The following is a 14,583-nucleotide window of genomic DNA, read 5'->3' as shown; positions in this document are numbered from 1 at the left end:
CCCCGTCGTCGTCAGGCCTCCGACAGCAGGCGGGCGCAGCGGATCAGCCCGATGTGCGAGTACGCCTGCGGGTGGTTGCCGAGGGAGCGTTCGGCGATCGGGTCGTACTGCTCGGGGAGCAGTCCCGTCGGGCCCGCGGCGTCCACGAGCTGCTCGAACAGCTCCTGCGCCTCGGTACGCCGTCCGGTGAGCAGGTACGACTCGATCATCCAGGCCGCGCACAGGTGGAAGCCGCCCTCGTTGCCCGGCAGGCCGTCGTCGCGCCGGTAGCGGTAGACGGTGGAGCCGCTGCGCAGCTCGGCCTCGATGGCGGTGACCGTGGACTGGAAGCGCTCGTCCTGCGGGTCGATCAGCCCCGACAGCCCGACGAACAGCGACGCGGCGTCGAGGTCGGTGCCGTCGTAGGCCGTGGTGAACGCCTGCACCTCCGAGTTCCAGCCGTGGGTCAGCACGTCGTCGGCGATCTCGTCGCGCAGCTCGACCCACCCGGTGGGCACCGGGCGGTCGTAGACCTCGGCCAGCTTGATGGCGCGGTCGATGGTCACCCAGCACATGACGCGCGAGTAGACGCGGTGCCGGGGGACGTGCCGTTCCTCCCAGATGCCGTGGTCGGGCTCCGACCAGCGGCGGGTGACGGCTTCGGCCATGGCCCGCACCATCTGCCAGTCCTCGTCGCGCAGCTCGCCGCGTGCCTCCGCCAGCGTGACGACGAGTTCGACGACGGGGCCGAACACGTCGAGCTGCACCTGGTGGTTGGCGAGGTTGCCGACCCGCACCGGCCGCGAACCCTTGTACCCGGGCAGCGAGTCGATGACGGCCTCCGCGCCGAGCTGGGTGCCCGCGAGCGTGTACAGCGGGTGCAGGCGCTCGGGGCCCGCCAGCGTGGACAGCACGCCGTGCAGCCAGCGCAGGAAGCCCTCCGCCTCCTCCAGCGAGCCGAGCGTGACCAGCTCGCGCACGGTCATGGCGCCGTCGCGGATCCAGCAGTAGCGGTAGTCCCAGTTGCGGACGCCGCCGATCTCCTCCGGGAGCGAGGTCGTCGCCGCGGCCATCACGCCACCGGTGTCGGCGTCGGCGAGCCCGCGCAGGGTCAGCGCCGACCGCGCGACGAGCTCGGGCTCCACCTGCGGCAGCTTGAGCGTGGTGGCCCACTCGCTCCAGTAGCGGCCCGCGCGCGCCCGGCGTTCCACCTCGGACAATTCGTGGGCGCCGAGGTCGGTGGTGCCGCAACGCAGTTCGAGCACCACGGGCTTGTCGCGTTCGGGTGTCACCAGCGCGCTCGCGGTGTCGTGCAGGCCGTCGTGCGTGATCTCCCACTGCACGCCGGGGGAGCGCAGCACGAACGGCTCGGAGGTGCCGAGCACGCGCAGCCCGTCCTCCTCGCGCAGCAGCCGCACGGGCACGCCGCCGAACTCCGGGCGCGGCGCGAACACGACGGACGCCGTGGTCTCGCCACTGATGACGCGCACGAGGTCGGTGCGGTGGGGCGCGCTCTCCGGCTCCAGGTAGTCGGTGACGAGCAGGCGGGACCAGCGGGTTTCCACGGTCATCGTGTTGGGGAGGTAGCGCTGGCCCAGTGGCAGCCCGTTGCGGTGCGGCTTGATGGAGAAGTGCCCCGCGCTCTCGCCGCCGAGCAGGTCGGCGAACACGGCGGGGGCGTCCGGGCCGGGGTGGCACAGCCACGTCAGCTTGGCGTCCGGCGTCAGCAGCGCCACCGAACGTTCGTTGGCGAGCATCGAGATGCGTTCGATGGGCGGCGCCTGCTGGCCGTACAACCAGTTGCGGCGTTCCTCCAGCAGGAACGCCAGCATGGTGGCGACGTCCTCGGTGTCGTCGATGCGGTACTCGGCCAGCGTGTCGCCCTCGCCGACCTTCACGCCGAGGTCGGGGCCGGTCAGCCGCGCGAACGCCTTCTCGTCGGTGACGTCGTCGCCGACGAACACGGCGGCGGTGGCGCCCGCCTGATGGCGCAGCGTGTCCAGGGCGCTGCCCTTGTCCGTCTGCACCACGGCGAGTTCGACCACCTCTTTGCCGTCCGTGGTGGTGACGCCGTCCCACGTGGCAGGCCCTTCGTGGACCGCGGCCACGAGCTTGCGCGCGTCCTCGCGGTCGGCCCGTCGCACGTGGACCGCCACGCTCGCGGGCTTGACCTCCAGGGCCGCGCCGTCGACGCCGTCCACGAGGCGCGCGAGCTCGGTTTCGAGTCGACGGTGCAGGTCCCGCGCCTCGGGGTCGAGAGCATGCACGAACCCGATGTCGAACTCGGAACCGTGGCTGCCGACGAGATGGACCTCGGCGGGCAGCCGCGACAGGATCGCCAGGTCGCGTAGCGCACGTCCGGAGATCACGGCGCACGTGGTCTCGTGCAGCGATGCGAGGGACCGCAGAGCGCCCACCGACTCGGGACGGGCTCTGGCCTCGTCCGGATTGGTCGTGATGGGGGCAAGCGTTCCGTCGTAGTCGCAGGCGACCAGCAGGCGCGGCGTCCGGGCGATCTGCACGATCGCCCGCCGCAGCTCAGCAGGCAGGGCCTCGGCGGTCAACACTCCTCCTCGGGGAGTTGAGCAGCGGGTCTGGGGAGAAGGTCAGGCGGCCGCTTCCGTTCCGAGGGCTTCGAGGAACGAGCGCGCCCACCTATCGACGTCATGCGTCAGAACCTGGCGACGCAGGGCGCGCATCCTACGCCGACCTTCTGCAGGGTCGAGCGTAATAGCCTGCTCGAGTGCGTTCTTCACCCCATCCAGGTCGTGAGGATTGACCAGGAACGCGCTGCTCAGCTCGGCTGCCGCGCCCGCGAACTCCGACAGGACGAGCGCGCCACCGAGATCGTGACGGCAGGCGACGTACTCCTTGCAGACGAGGTTCATGCCGTCCCGCAGCGGGGTCACCACCATGACGTCGGCCGCCGAGAAGAACGCCGCGAGTTCCGAGCGGTTCACCGACTGGTGCAGGTAGTGCACCGCGGGGTGGCCGACGCGGGAGAACTCGCCGTTGATGCGGCCCACCATCTGTTCGATTTCGCTGCGCATCTGCTGGTAGTGCTCGACGCGTTCCCGGCTCGGGGTCGCGAGCTGCACGAAGGTGACGTCCTCCGGCTTGACCCGGCCCTCCTGCAGGAGTTCGTGGAACGCGGCCAGCCGGAGGTCGATGCCCTTGGTGTAGTCGAGGCGGTCGACCCCGAGCAGCACGGTCTTCGGGTCGCCGAGCTCGCGCCGCACCTGCCGGGCGCGTTCCTGGACCGGCTTGCTCCGCGACAGCGAGTCGAGGCCGGCGGCGTCGATGGAGATGGGGAACGCGCCGACGCGCACGGTCCGGTCGCCGACCTGCACCATGCCCGGCCTCGACCGCACACCCACCGAACCCCGGCTCGGTTCGAGGCCGATGAGCTGGCGGGCCAGCCACAGGAAGTTCTGCGCACCGCCCGGCCGGTGGAAGCCCACCAGGTCGGCCCCGATGAGCCCGCGCACGATCTCCGCTCGCCACGGCAACTGCATGAACAGCTCCACGGGTGGGAACGGGATGTGCAGGAAGAAGCCGATGCGCAGGTCGGGCCGCAGTTCACGCAGCATCGTGGGCACCAGCTGGAGCTGGTAGTCCTGCACCCACACGGTGGCGCCCGGGCCCGCCACGGCCGCGCTCGCCTCGGCGAACCGCCGGTTGACGCGCACGTAGCTCTCCCACCAACCCCGGTCGAACACCGGCCTGGCCACCACGTCGTGGTACAGCGGCCACAACGTGGCGTTGGAGAACCCCTCGTAGTAGTCGCGGACCTCGTCCGAGGTCAGGGCCACCGGGTGCAGCACGAGGCCGTCGTCGCTGAATTCGTCGACCTCCACGTCCGGCACCCCGGGCCAACCGACCCAGGCGCCCTTGCGCGACCGCAGGAACGGCTCCAGCGCCGACACGAGCCCGCCGGGGCTCTGCGTCCAGCGCTGGGTGCCGTCCGCGGTGCGTTCGAGGTCGACCGGTAGCCGGTTGGCGACCACGACGAACTCGGCTCGTGCGTTCGACCGCGGGGTGAACGTCGGGTTCGAGGGCAGCTCCGAAAATGGCGCGGAAGGCATGTCCAAACAGTAACTCGCCTGGGCCTATTCGAGGGGGCGGCCAGTGTTCAGGGGGCCCGCCATTCGGGGGCCGGAGAGCTTGCGTTCGAGCCGTCCGAGCCCCGTTTTCACGGGCTGTGCCAACCACTCGCCGAGCACCACTCCGGCCGCGAGAGCCAGGCCGATCGCCGCCGCCGACATCAGGATCTTGATGTCGCCGTTGTTGACCAACTGGGACATACCGCGGTAGGTCGAGAACCCCGGAAGCAGTGGAGTGATACCGGATACCGCGACCACCAGAGGGGTGACCTTCAGCCGCCGGGCGAGCACGCCGCCGCCGAAGCCGACCAGCGTCGCCGCGATCGACGCGGCGATGATCTGGTTGTACCCGGCGAGGCTCAGCGCACCGTAGGCGCCCGCACCGACTGCGCCCGCGACGGCGGCCACGGCCATCGGGCGGATCTTCGAGTAGGACGCCAGCGCGAAGCACGCGGCGGCACCCGACCCGGCGACCACCATGATCGGCAGCGTCAGCGGCGAGGCCGTCGGCGTGGCAGGCACCGGAGTCCGGGTCGCCCCCAACTCGGCGGCGAGGCTGATGGCGGCACCCACCCCGGTGATCAGTCCGGCACTCATGATCGCCACTTCGAGGGTTCGGCCCGACGCGGTCACGTAATAGCCCGTGATGGCGTCCTGCACGGCCGACACGGTCGAGAGCCCGGACAGCAGCACCGTCAGGGCCGCGGCCACGACGAGGGTCGGTCTCTCCAGGTCGAAGGCGTCGATGTTCACGATGGCGATGGCCGACAACGTGGCGATGAAGCCGCCCACCACCTGCTGGAAGAAGAACGGCAGCGCGCCCTTGTTGAGGAGCCTGCCCACGCGGTCCACCACGGCACTGATCACGAAGGAGATGAGCGGGAGCCACCCGGTACCGCCCAGCAGCAGGGTGATGAAGCCGGCCATGCCGCCCCACGCGAGCGTCGACACCCACCGCGGGTAGGGGTGCTCGGCGTTCGTGAGCCGCGCCAGCTCCGTGTAGGCGTCCTCGGCGCTGATCCGCCCGCGGATCAGCAGCTGCACGAGGCGTTCGGTGTCGGACAACCGGGTGTAGTCGAGGCTGCGGGAGCGCACGACGCGCAGTGCGGTGACCGGCGGAAGGTCGCTGCCTCGCAGACAACTGACGGTGATGGACGTGAAGATGACGTCCACCTCGCAGTGTGGGAGGCCGAGAGCCCGCGTCAGCGCGAGGATCGTGGCCGTGACGTCGGAGGCGCCCGCCCCGCTGGCCATCTGGACCTCACCGATGCGTGTGACGAGATCCAGAACCATGTGGACGGTCGCTTCGTCCGGCAGTTCCGGGCCGATGGCCGCGTCCTGCAGCGGCTCGACCGCGGGCAGTTCGCCCGTCGGCGGCTCCAGGATGTGCCAGGCGCGTTGCCGGATCTTGCGGCCCGGTTGGCGTTGCGCGCGCTTCTCGGCCTGTTCGTCGGCTGGTGCTTCCAGGATCTGCCACGCGTGACGGCGCTTGGGTGCGGCCGCACGAGCGCGCGGCTTCAACTTCATCTCCACCTCCTCGGAAGTCCAGCTGTTCCCCCCGGGAGAGCATCGGCAGCGCGGCCTCGACCGTTGCACCCTGAGGGCCGTGGCGTATACCACATCGTTGTCCGAACGTGACCTCGAACTACGGTAGTCGCGATATGGGCCCTCAGCAGCGACGTAAGGCCGTGTGGGCGCCCGCTGTGGCGCAGATCGCGCCGGATATAGTGGGGACGGGTCCGCACGTCTTCGGGCGCGAGGATTCAGGCCGGCATAGCTCAGCTGGTAGAGCATCTGTCTTGTAAACAGAGGGTCGCAGGTTCGAGTCCTGTTGCCGGCTCCGTCCATTCGTTCGTTCGTCGATCAGTTCGCTTCGCCGCGGTCTCCCGGCGGTCGCCGCCGTGCGCGCTCGTGCGCCCTGCTCCGGGGCCGACCGTCGACGTCGCCGGGGCGTTCCCGTGGCCCTGCGCGTTCGCCCGCTCACCCGCCGAGAATGTTCGGACTCGGTCGGTCCACGGTGGGTCCTGAGGGCCGATTCGTCCCGTACAGTCGGGTTTTGATGTCCTCTTCACCGAGGAGTCGGCTGTGAACGCGGCTTTCGATCGAGCACCCCGTGAACCATCGGAGAGTGACCTCGCCGGAACGCCTCAGCCCGGCGACTGGGCCCACGTGCAAGTCATCGGCGAACTGTCCCGGCAGCTCGCCGGGTCGCTGAACGTGCGCCGCACCGTGTACCGGGCACTCGACTTCGCCGTTCCCCATTTCGGCGACTGGGCGATGCTCGCGTTCTTCGACTCCGACAGCGTTTCCGTCTACTCCCGCAGCCGCGACACGCGGGTGTCGGGTCCTGTGCTGCTCGGTCGGCTCGATCCCCGGCAGGCGTTGGGCCGGTTCCGGCGGCGCGGAGTCACCGGACGCTACGCGGCACCCGGCGACGACGTGGACGCCGCGCTCGCCGACCTCGTCCCCTCCACACCGCTGCGGGACGAGGCCGCGTCGCACCGGCCGTCGACGGTGCTCGCCGTCCCACTCAACATCGGGGGCGCGACCAACGGCGTGTTCGTCGTGGTGCGCGGGCCGGCCGGCGGCGTCGACGGCGGCGACTACACCACCGGCGACGCGCTCGCCGCCGAGGAGTTCGGTCGCAGGGTGGCCGCGACCCTGGAGTCGGCGCGGCTCTACGAGGAACGCGGCGAGATGGCCAACGCCCTGGAGCAGGTGCTGCGTCCTCCCGAGCTGCCCGAGTACCCGGGCGTCTACGTGGCGGCGCGGTACCGGCCGGGACAGCAGCGGTTGCGGATCGGCGGTGACTTCTACGACGTCCACGGCGACGCGGACGACTTCACCGTGGTCATCGGCGACGTCTGCGGCAAGGGAATCGACGCGGCGGTGTACACGAGCCTCGCCCGCCAGACGATCCGGACGGCGGCGTACTTCGACCGATCGCCCGCCAAGGTGCTGGGGGCGTTGAACGAGGTCCTGCGCCCTCAGATGTCCCAACGTTTCGTGACGGCGGCCTGCGTGCGTTTCCGCCGGAACAGCGGCGACGAGGCCATCACCGCCACGATCGCCGTGGCGGGACACCCGCCGCCGCTCGTGGTGCGGGCCGACGGCGCCGTCGACGAGCCGGGCGTCACCGGAACGGTCGCGGGCATCATCTCCGGTCTGTCGTTCGTCGAGACGGACGTACGGCTGGGCGTGAAGGACACCGTCCTGCTCTACACCGACGGGGTCGACGAAGCGCGTGGCGTGGAGGGTTTCTTCGGTCACGAGCGGCTGCGCGTGATGCTCCCCGAGTACGCGGGCGCGAGTCCCGCGACGGTCTGTGAGGCCGTGGAGCAACGCGTGCTGGAACACCTCGACAGCGCGGCGCACGACGACATCGCCTTGATCGCCGTTCAGAACGGAGCCTGACTCTCATGTCCACCTCCATGACGGCACACCACGCCGATCACGACGGCTTGTTCTCCGGCTTCGAGCACGCGCTCGCGGCGGGCAACGCCTCGGAGGCGATCGCGCTCGTGGACCACGCCCTGGACGCCGGCGCCGAGCCCGTCTCACTGCTGTGCGACGTGATCACGCCCGCCCAGCGCCGCATCGGCGAGCGGTGGCAGAGCGCGGAGTGGTCGGTCGCACAGGAGCACATCGCCACCGGGATCTCGCTGGCCGCCGCCGAGGCCGTGGCGAGGCGGGTCCGGGCGCTGCCTCTGACGAAGGGCCGCGTCATCGTGGGCTGCGCGGAGCGGGAATGGCACGCGCTGGCCGCGATGGTGGTGGGCACGTCCCTGCGGGCGCGCGGCTGGCAGGTGACGTTCCTGGGCGCGGCGACACCCGCCGAGCGGCTGTACTCGTACCTGTACCAGGTCGAGCCGGACGCGGTCGCCGTGAGCTGCTCCGTGGCCGGGGGGCTGCCGAGCACCCGCCGGGCCATCGAGTCGGCGACCACGGCGGGAATCCCCGTGCTGGCGGGCGGGGCCGCGTTCGGCACCGACGGACGCCGCGCGCGGACGCTCGGTGCCACGGCGTGGGCGCCGACGCTGCCGGAAGGACTCGACCTCATCGAGGACCTCCCTCCGACGGTGGAGTCCGTGCCGCCCCTGCCGCAGGACGTCCTCTCCGAACAGCGCACCCTCGACACCGAGCACTACAGCCTGGTGCGACAAGTCACCGGGCAGTGGGGGCCCGCGGGGTCCGTGGGCGAGGGCGACATCGTCACCGACACCGACCTCAACCTGGTGATCCGCGACTGCGTGGAACAGCCCTTCCGTGCGATCGAGGGGGCACTGCTCACCGCCGACGGCCGCCTCGTGCGGGACGTGGCGCAGTGGGTGCTCGCCGTGCTCACCTCGCGGTCGGTCGCACCGTCCGCGGTCGACTCGCTGCGGTCGGAGGTCCTCGACGCCGTGGGGTCGCTGCCGCGGGCCCGCGCGCTGGTCGAGGAGCACTGGTCGGTACCGGCGTACGAGGCCGCGTGAGCGATTCGGCGCTGTCTCGAAACCCGGCGGCGTGACCGGTCGGCGTGACAGGATCGCGAACGTCAGCAAGCCATCCGAACGAAGGGAAGACTGTGACTGCCGCATCGCGGGACGTGGAAGCCTTCTACTCGACCGCCGACGTCGTGGCGAAGCTGCGCCGGCTGGCCGACGCGCTCGAAACCGACAAGCCGTTCCGTATCCAGATCGCCGGGGAACGCATCCGGGTGCCCGCGCGCGCCGAGTTCTCGATCGAGCACGAACGCGGTGACGGCGAGGAGGAGATCGAGTTCCAGCTGAAGTGGACGATCGAGGACTCCGCCGACGCGAACGACGCCGACGACGCTGAGACCTCCGAGGACGACGCCGACCAACCCGTCGTCTGACAGCAGGCGACATCAGCTCCGCGCCGACCTCCGCGGTGATCCGCGGGGGCGGCCGCGGGCGTCACTTCCAGGCCGTGCGCACCTCGGTGTAGACGAGCTCGTCCGAGTCCTTCTCCCGGTAGTGGATCATCCACACCCGCAGCTCCTCGTCGGGGATGCCGTACAGGTATCCGCCGTCGTCGCAGCTGTAGCTGAGGTGCAGGTTCTCCCGGACCTCCTTCACCCCGAACACCTTCACGCAGCGCGTGCCGTCGGCGAGTTCGAGCGCCCAGTGCGGGTCGACCGAGTTCGTGGGTGCGGAGTACACCCCGGTGTCCTCCGCGACGTAGATGCGCGTGAGGTCGGTCTGCTCCGGAGTCGCGAGGCACACCGCCACGGTGAAGATGCCGAGTTCCCGCAGCTCCTCGTGGTCGACGAGCCGCCGCCCGAGCTCGGGGTCCGGCACGTAGCAGGGGTCCATCGCCACGGACGTCTCGGTGGCGAAGCAGCGGCGGGCGTGGTCGTTGTCCGGGCTCAGCACCGACGGCACGCACCTGCCGGACACCTCCTGCACCACGCGCAGTCCCGGGGTGAGCTCGCCCTCCGGGGTGAACGGTTGCAGTGTCACCGTGCGGGTCTCGTCCACCGGCGGGGCGGGTGCGGTCCCGGGCGAAGCGCAGGCGGTCAGCACCAGCAACGCGGCGGCGAGTCCCGATGCGAGCGCCGTCCGCCCCTTCCTTTGCTGGAGCACAGCGTGCTGCCCCTTCCTCCCGAGCCCGGGTACCGTCGAGCGTGTCCCGAGCGTAATCGGCTGACTTCGTGCCCCGACCCTAGGGAGGAACCGCGGTGCTGGACCTGCTTCTCCGCGATGTGCGCGCCCTGACCCTGTGCGACGACCGACCGCGGGCTCACACCGTGGGCGTGCTGGGAGGACGCATCGTCGGCGTGGACGACGAGGTGGACGGACTGTCCGCGACAACGGTGGTCGACGGCGGGGGAGCCGTGCTCGCTCCGGGGTTCACCGACGCCCACAACCACATGGTCTGGTACGGGTTGTCTCTCGCCGAGATGGACCTCTCGGCGTGCCGGAGCCTCGACGAGTTGTACGACGCGGTGGCGGAGCGCGCGGCTCGACTGCCGTCCGACGCGTGGGTGGTCGGATCGCAGTACGACGACTTCGTGCTCGGCGCTCACCCGTCGCGGGAGGCGCTGGACCGCGCGGGCGGTGGACGTCCGGTGTGGTTGAAGCACCGCTCCGCGCACATGTGCTCGGTCAGCAGCGCGATCCTCGCCCAGGCGGGTGTCCTCGACGGCACGGCTACCGTGCCCGAGGGCGGTGTGGTGGAGCGAGACGCCTCGGGCGAGCCCACCGGCCTGCTCGCCGAGCAGGCGCAGCAACTCGTCGACGCTCTGGTGAAGCCGTATCCCGTCGAGGAGCTCGCCCAGGCGGTCGCACGGGCGGCGAAGGTGTACGCCGCCGAGGGGTTGACACACGTGACCGAGGCGGGCGTCGCCGGAGGCTGGATCGGGCACAGCCCGGCCGAGGCGGCGGCCTACCAGCTCGCCCGGCAGCGCGGCGACCTCACGGTGCGCGTGGAGCTGATGCCCGCGGCGGAGACACTGCACCCGCTCGTGGAGGACGTCGTGGGGCTGGACCTCGGCGTGCGGACCGGGTTCGGCGACGACTTCCTGCGCGTCGGTCCCATGAAGATCTTCACCGACGGTGCGTTGAGCAGCAAGACCGCGGCCGTGACGCAGCCGTTCGAGGGCGACGGGGGACTCGGTGTCCTCGGCGACGATCCGGACGTGCTGCGCAAGCGCATCCTCGACGCGCACCGCAGCGGGTGGCGGGTCGCGGCACACGCCATCGGCGACCGCGCGATCGACCTGACGCTGGAGGCGTTCGAACAGGCTCAACGCGAGTTCCCGCGGCCGGGAGTGCGCCACCGCATCGAGCACGCCGCCATGGTGCGGCCCGACCAGTTGCCGCGGCTGGCGGCGCTGGACGTCGTCCCTGTGCCCCAGGCCCGGTTCCTCTACGAGATCGGCGACACCATGTACAAGTCGCTGGGCGAGTCGCGGGTGCCGTGGCTGTACCGGCACCGTTCGTTCCTCGACGCGGGGCTGCGGGTGCCCGGCAGCTCCGATCGGCCGTGCGTGGGCACCGGCGCTCCTCTGGCGGGCATGCGCAACATGGTCGAGCGCACGACGAGCGGCGGCGTGGTGCTGGCGAAGGACGAGCGCGTGGACGCCACGGAGGCGTTGCGCGCGTTCACCACCCATGCCGCGTACGCCGCGTGCCAGGAACATCGGCGTGGGCGGATCGAGGCGGGCATGGACGCCGACCTCGTCCTCCTCGACGACGACCCGACCTCCGTGCCGACGTCGGGCATCGACGGTATCGGGGTGTTGGCGACGTTCGTCGCGGGCGAGGCCGTGCACGGCGGCGAGTCGCTCACCTACGCGAGCCGAGCGGACTAGGCGTACCGGAAGCGCGGACACGTGTCCGCCGTTCAGGGACGGGGGAGCGGCAGCCGTTCGAAGGCGATCGTCTCGTACGGGCTGCCGGTGCCCGTCTCGTACAGCAGGCCGATCGTGCGCCGGTCGAGCTGAACGAGGTCGGAGTACGCCGCCGGATCGTCCGACACGTGGTGGGCGACCCGCCAGGTCTCACCGCCGTCGCGGCTCACGCGGAGGGCCATCGCGCGCCGCTCGGTGGGGTGCGACGGCGCCGAGAACAGCAGCACGTTCGGCTTCGTTGTGGCGAGCACGCTGCCCTGCACCTTCGGGTCCACGATGGACTCCTGGACGGCGTAGGGTTCGACGAGCGTCTCCCCGCCGTCGGTGCTGTAGGCGTCGACCCGGTTGCCCTCGGCGGTGCCGTGGTCGCGGCTGTTGAAGTACAGCGTGCCGTTCGGCAGTTCGGCCACCGTCGTCTCGTTGGCCGCGATGACGCCGTCGGTGCGGTCGTCGGTGAACCCGATCCGCCACGTGTGCCCGCCGTCGTCGCTGATGAGGCTGTGTCCGCCGTAGTACTTGTCCTCGGTGCCGACGTCGTCGGAGCCTTCGGGGGGAGCGCTGGAGTGGTTGGCCGGGACGACGATGCGGCCCGCGTGTCCGGAGTTCGCCAGCACGATCGCGTGGCCGGGCCCGGTGGCGTACCACCGCCAGTTCGGTGCCTTGGCGACGTCGGTGATCTCTTCCGCGGGGGAGAACGTCCGGCCGTCGTCGGTGCTGCGCTGCACCCAGACCCGTCGAGTGTCCGCATCGGACACCTCGCCCGCCATGATCTGGTGCTCGGTGACGCGGCCGTTGCGGGTGGTCAGCAGGACGACGTCGCCGTCGGGCAGCACGACGGGGCTGGGGTTGCCCGCGGTGCCGTCGCCGTTGGTCGACACCACCGACAGCGGTCCCCAGCTGCACCCGCCGTCGGTGGAACGGCGTACGACGACCTCGATCGCGCCCGTGTCGCCGCCCGATTCGATGCGGCCCTCGGCGAAGGCGAGCAGGTCGCCCGTGCCGGTGCGCACGAGGGCGGGGATGCGGAACGTGTGGTAGCCCTCGGTGCCGGAGGTGTAGGGCACCGAACCCGTGCAGGAGCCCGGCGCTGCGGCAGTCGCGGCAGTCGGGGCTGTGGCGGCGATGCCGGAAGCGGCCAGTGCGGTCGTCGCGGCGAGCGCGACGCCGACGGCCAGGGCGGAACGTCGGGACAGGGCACGCACGGGCATCGTCGGCCTCCTCCGTGTCGGCGGACATAGGACGTCCGATCTCGGCAAACTAGAGACCCGGCTGTGACGTGGTCAAGACCAATGAGCCCGAACGGAGCAGCGGAGGGTGCCCGCCCACGCCGCCGGGCGCGATCCCGGGTGTAATCCGTCTCTTACAGGCGCGAACTTCTGCGAACCCGGTTGCGCCGGGCCGGGGACGGAGATGAGATGGCCGCGTGTCGACTACTGAGGTGGAGGAGATCGTGTCAGTGCGTGACAGGGCGCGGGAGCTGATCGACACCATCGACTCGCAGCGCGAGCAGTTCAGCAAGGCCGCCGAGCTGGTGCTCGACGTGGTGAGTGGCGACGGGATCGTCCACGCGGCGGGCGCGGGCCACTCGCTCGCGATGGTGTGCGAGACGTTCTACCGCGCCGGCGGGCTCGCCGCGGTGCGGCCGATGTGGGACTCGGAGGTGCTGCCGCTGACGGGTGCGCTGCGCAGCTCCGCGGCGGAACGGGTTCCCGGGCGGGGCCGCGCGCTGGTGGAGCAGGCCGACGTGCGCGACGGCGACGTGGTCGTCGTGTTCTCCACCAGCGGCCGCAACCCGTACCCGGTGGAGATCGCGCAGGAGTCGCGTGCCCGGGGAGTGCCGGTCATCGCCGTGACGTCGACGGCGGCGTCGGCGGCGGCCGCCGACCGCAGCGGCGGCACCCGGCTGGCCGACCACGCCACCGTCGTGCTCGACACCCACGTGCCTCCGGGTGACGTCGTGTATCCGGCCGCCGGACCGCGTACGTCCGCCGTTTCGACCGTCGCCGCCGCATACGCCTGGGCCGCGTTGCTCGCCGAACTCGACGGCCTCGCTGCGAAGCGCGGCGTCGACCTGCCATTGTGGACGAGCGCGAACGTGCCCGGGGGCGACGAACGCAACGTCGAACTGGTGGCCCGCTACGGCGACCGCATTCCCGAGCTGTCGGCCTGACCGATCCGCCTCGGCAGCCCGAACAGGTCGAACACCTCGGGATCCAGGTAGCTCACCACGTGCGCGATGCCGCGGGGGGAGAGGTCCAGTACCTGGACGAGGAACGCGTCGAACCCCTCGCCCGCGTCGTCGAGGAAGTACTGCGCGAATCCCGGCCGTCCGTTGGCCCGCACCGGCACCAGCCGGATGCCGCCCGGGCGGCCGGGGCAGCGCCGCTCCAGGTGGAGGGCGACGGCCTCGCGGCCTCGGTACCACGACACGTAGGGCGGCATCTCCCACACGATGTCGGCGGTGAACAGCTCGATCAGCCGGTCGATGTCCTTGCGTTCGAACGCCGCGACGTAGCGGTCGAGCAGCGCACGCTGCGCCGCCGCGGTGGGTTCGGTCAGCGTGTCGGATCGCCAGGTTCGCCGGTCGAGGGTCGTGCGCGCCCGCTGCAGCAGGCTGTTCACCGCGGCCGTCGTCGTGTCGAGCGTCTCCGCGACCTCCGCCGCACTCCACGCCAGCACGTCGCGGAGCAGCAACACCGCACGCTGCCGCGGCGGCAGATACTGCAGTGCCGCCACGAAGGCGAGGCGGATGCTCTCCCGTGCGGAGACGACGGCCCCCGGGTCGTCACGCAGATCCACGAGCGTGTCGGGCATCGGCTGCAACCACGGCACCGACCCGCCGTCGACGAGGTCGTCCGCCGGATCGCTGCTCGTGCCGTCCACACCGCACGGCATGGGGCGTCGACGCCTGCTCTTCAACGCGTTGAGACACGTCGTGGTCGCGATGCGGTGCAGCCACGTCCGCAGCGACGACCGGTGCTCGAAACCCGCGTAGCCCCGCCACGCCCGCAGCAGCGTCTCCTGCAGCACGTCCTCGGCCTCGTGCGGCGAGCCGAGCATGCGGTAGCAGTGCGCCAGCAGCTCACGCCGGTACGGGGCGACGAGCTGCGCGAACGTCTCGTTGACTGCCGTCTCGGTCCTCAC

General features: G+C 71.1%; 11 protein-coding genes and 1 tRNA gene. 6 read left to right on the top strand and 6 right to left on the bottom strand.

Going from position 1 to position 14,583, the window contains the following annotated elements; genetic code table 11:
* Positions 1 to 11: 11 nt before the first annotated feature.
* Genes otsB through SACAZDRAFT_RS11000 form a run of 3 tightly spaced genes read right to left on the bottom strand, consistent with a single transcriptional unit; the run spans position 12 to position 5,609 of the window.
* Complete coding sequence (gene otsB, locus SACAZDRAFT_RS11010) at positions 12 to 2,543, bottom strand: trehalose-phosphatase (RefSeq protein WP_005441587.1); 2,532 nt, start codon at positions 2,541 to 2,543, stop codon at positions 12 to 14.
* Between the two features lie 42 nt (positions 2,544 to 2,585).
* Positions 2,586 to 4,064, bottom strand: coding sequence for an alpha,alpha-trehalose-phosphate synthase (UDP-forming) (locus tag SACAZDRAFT_RS11005; protein ID WP_005441585.1), 1,479 nt, complete (start codon positions 4,062 to 4,064; stop codon positions 2,586 to 2,588).
* Positions 4,065 to 4,088: 24 nt separating this feature from the next.
* Entirely contained in the window at positions 4,089 to 5,609 is a 1,521-nt protein-coding gene (locus SACAZDRAFT_RS11000; protein ID WP_005441583.1) for a threonine/serine exporter family protein, read from the bottom strand.
* A gap of 240 nt (positions 5,610 to 5,849) precedes the next feature.
* On the opposite strand from SACAZDRAFT_RS11000, the gene SACAZDRAFT_RS10995 reads away from it, so the two are divergent.
* The 4 genes from SACAZDRAFT_RS10995 (at position 5,850) to SACAZDRAFT_RS10980 (ending at position 8,940) form a co-directional block, all read left to right on the top strand.
* Positions 5,850 to 5,922 (top strand) — tRNA-Thr (locus tag SACAZDRAFT_RS10995).
* Between the two features lie 245 nt (positions 5,923 to 6,167).
* Positions 6,168 to 7,496, top strand: a complete 1,329-nt coding sequence (locus tag SACAZDRAFT_RS10990; protein ID WP_005441581.1) for a PP2C family protein-serine/threonine phosphatase — start codon at positions 6,168 to 6,170, stop codon at positions 7,494 to 7,496.
* A 5-nt stretch (positions 7,497 to 7,501) separates the two neighbouring features.
* Positions 7,502 to 8,557, top strand: coding sequence for a cobalamin B12-binding domain-containing protein (locus SACAZDRAFT_RS10985; protein ID WP_005441580.1), 1,056 nt, complete (start codon positions 7,502 to 7,504; stop codon positions 8,555 to 8,557).
* Between the two features lie 92 nt (positions 8,558 to 8,649).
* Positions 8,650 to 8,940 (top strand): amphi-Trp domain-containing protein, encoded by a 291-nt coding sequence (locus tag SACAZDRAFT_RS10980; RefSeq protein WP_005441577.1) that lies wholly within the window; start codon positions 8,650 to 8,652, stop codon positions 8,938 to 8,940.
* 61 nt (positions 8,941 to 9,001) lie between these two features.
* On the opposite strand, the gene SACAZDRAFT_RS10975 is transcribed toward SACAZDRAFT_RS10980, so the two are convergent.
* Positions 9,002 to 9,670, bottom strand: coding sequence for a hypothetical protein (locus SACAZDRAFT_RS10975; protein WP_005441575.1), 669 nt, complete (start codon positions 9,668 to 9,670; stop codon positions 9,002 to 9,004).
* Positions 9,671 to 9,765: 95 nt separating this feature from the next.
* Here SACAZDRAFT_RS10975 and SACAZDRAFT_RS10970 point away from each other — a divergent pair, with 95 nt between their 5' ends.
* A complete protein-coding gene (locus tag SACAZDRAFT_RS10970; RefSeq protein ID WP_005441571.1) occupies positions 9,766 to 11,400 on the top strand; it encodes an amidohydrolase in 1,635 nt (544 codons plus the stop codon).
* 32 nt (positions 11,401 to 11,432) lie between these two features.
* Here SACAZDRAFT_RS10970 and SACAZDRAFT_RS10965 read toward each other — a convergent pair whose 3' ends face one another.
* Positions 11,433 to 12,647: a sialidase family protein gene (locus SACAZDRAFT_RS10965; protein WP_005441570.1), complete on the bottom strand. Its 1,215-nt coding sequence runs from the start codon at positions 12,645 to 12,647 to the stop codon at positions 11,433 to 11,435.
* A gap of 248 nt (positions 12,648 to 12,895) precedes the next feature.
* Between SACAZDRAFT_RS10965 and SACAZDRAFT_RS10960 the strand changes: the two genes are divergently transcribed.
* Complete coding sequence (locus SACAZDRAFT_RS10960) at positions 12,896 to 13,609, top strand: sugar isomerase domain-containing protein (protein WP_005441568.1); 714 nt, start codon at positions 12,896 to 12,898, stop codon at positions 13,607 to 13,609.
* On the opposite strand, the gene SACAZDRAFT_RS10955 is transcribed toward SACAZDRAFT_RS10960, so the two are convergent.
* The gene (locus SACAZDRAFT_RS10955; protein ID WP_005441567.1) at positions 13,576 to 14,583 is read right to left on the bottom strand and encodes a sigma-70 family RNA polymerase sigma factor; all 1,008 of its coding nucleotides are present in this window, start codon (positions 14,581 to 14,583) and stop codon (positions 13,576 to 13,578) included. The two genes, SACAZDRAFT_RS10960 and SACAZDRAFT_RS10955, sit on opposite strands and share 34 nt — an antisense overlap.

It is taken from the genome of Saccharomonospora azurea NA-128 (genome assembly GCF_000231055.2).
Classification (GTDB): Bacteria; Actinomycetota; Actinomycetes; order Mycobacteriales; family Pseudonocardiaceae; genus Saccharomonospora; species Saccharomonospora azurea.
Note: the sequence above shows the minus strand (reverse complement) of the source record. Positions and strands in the feature narration are given on the sequence as shown.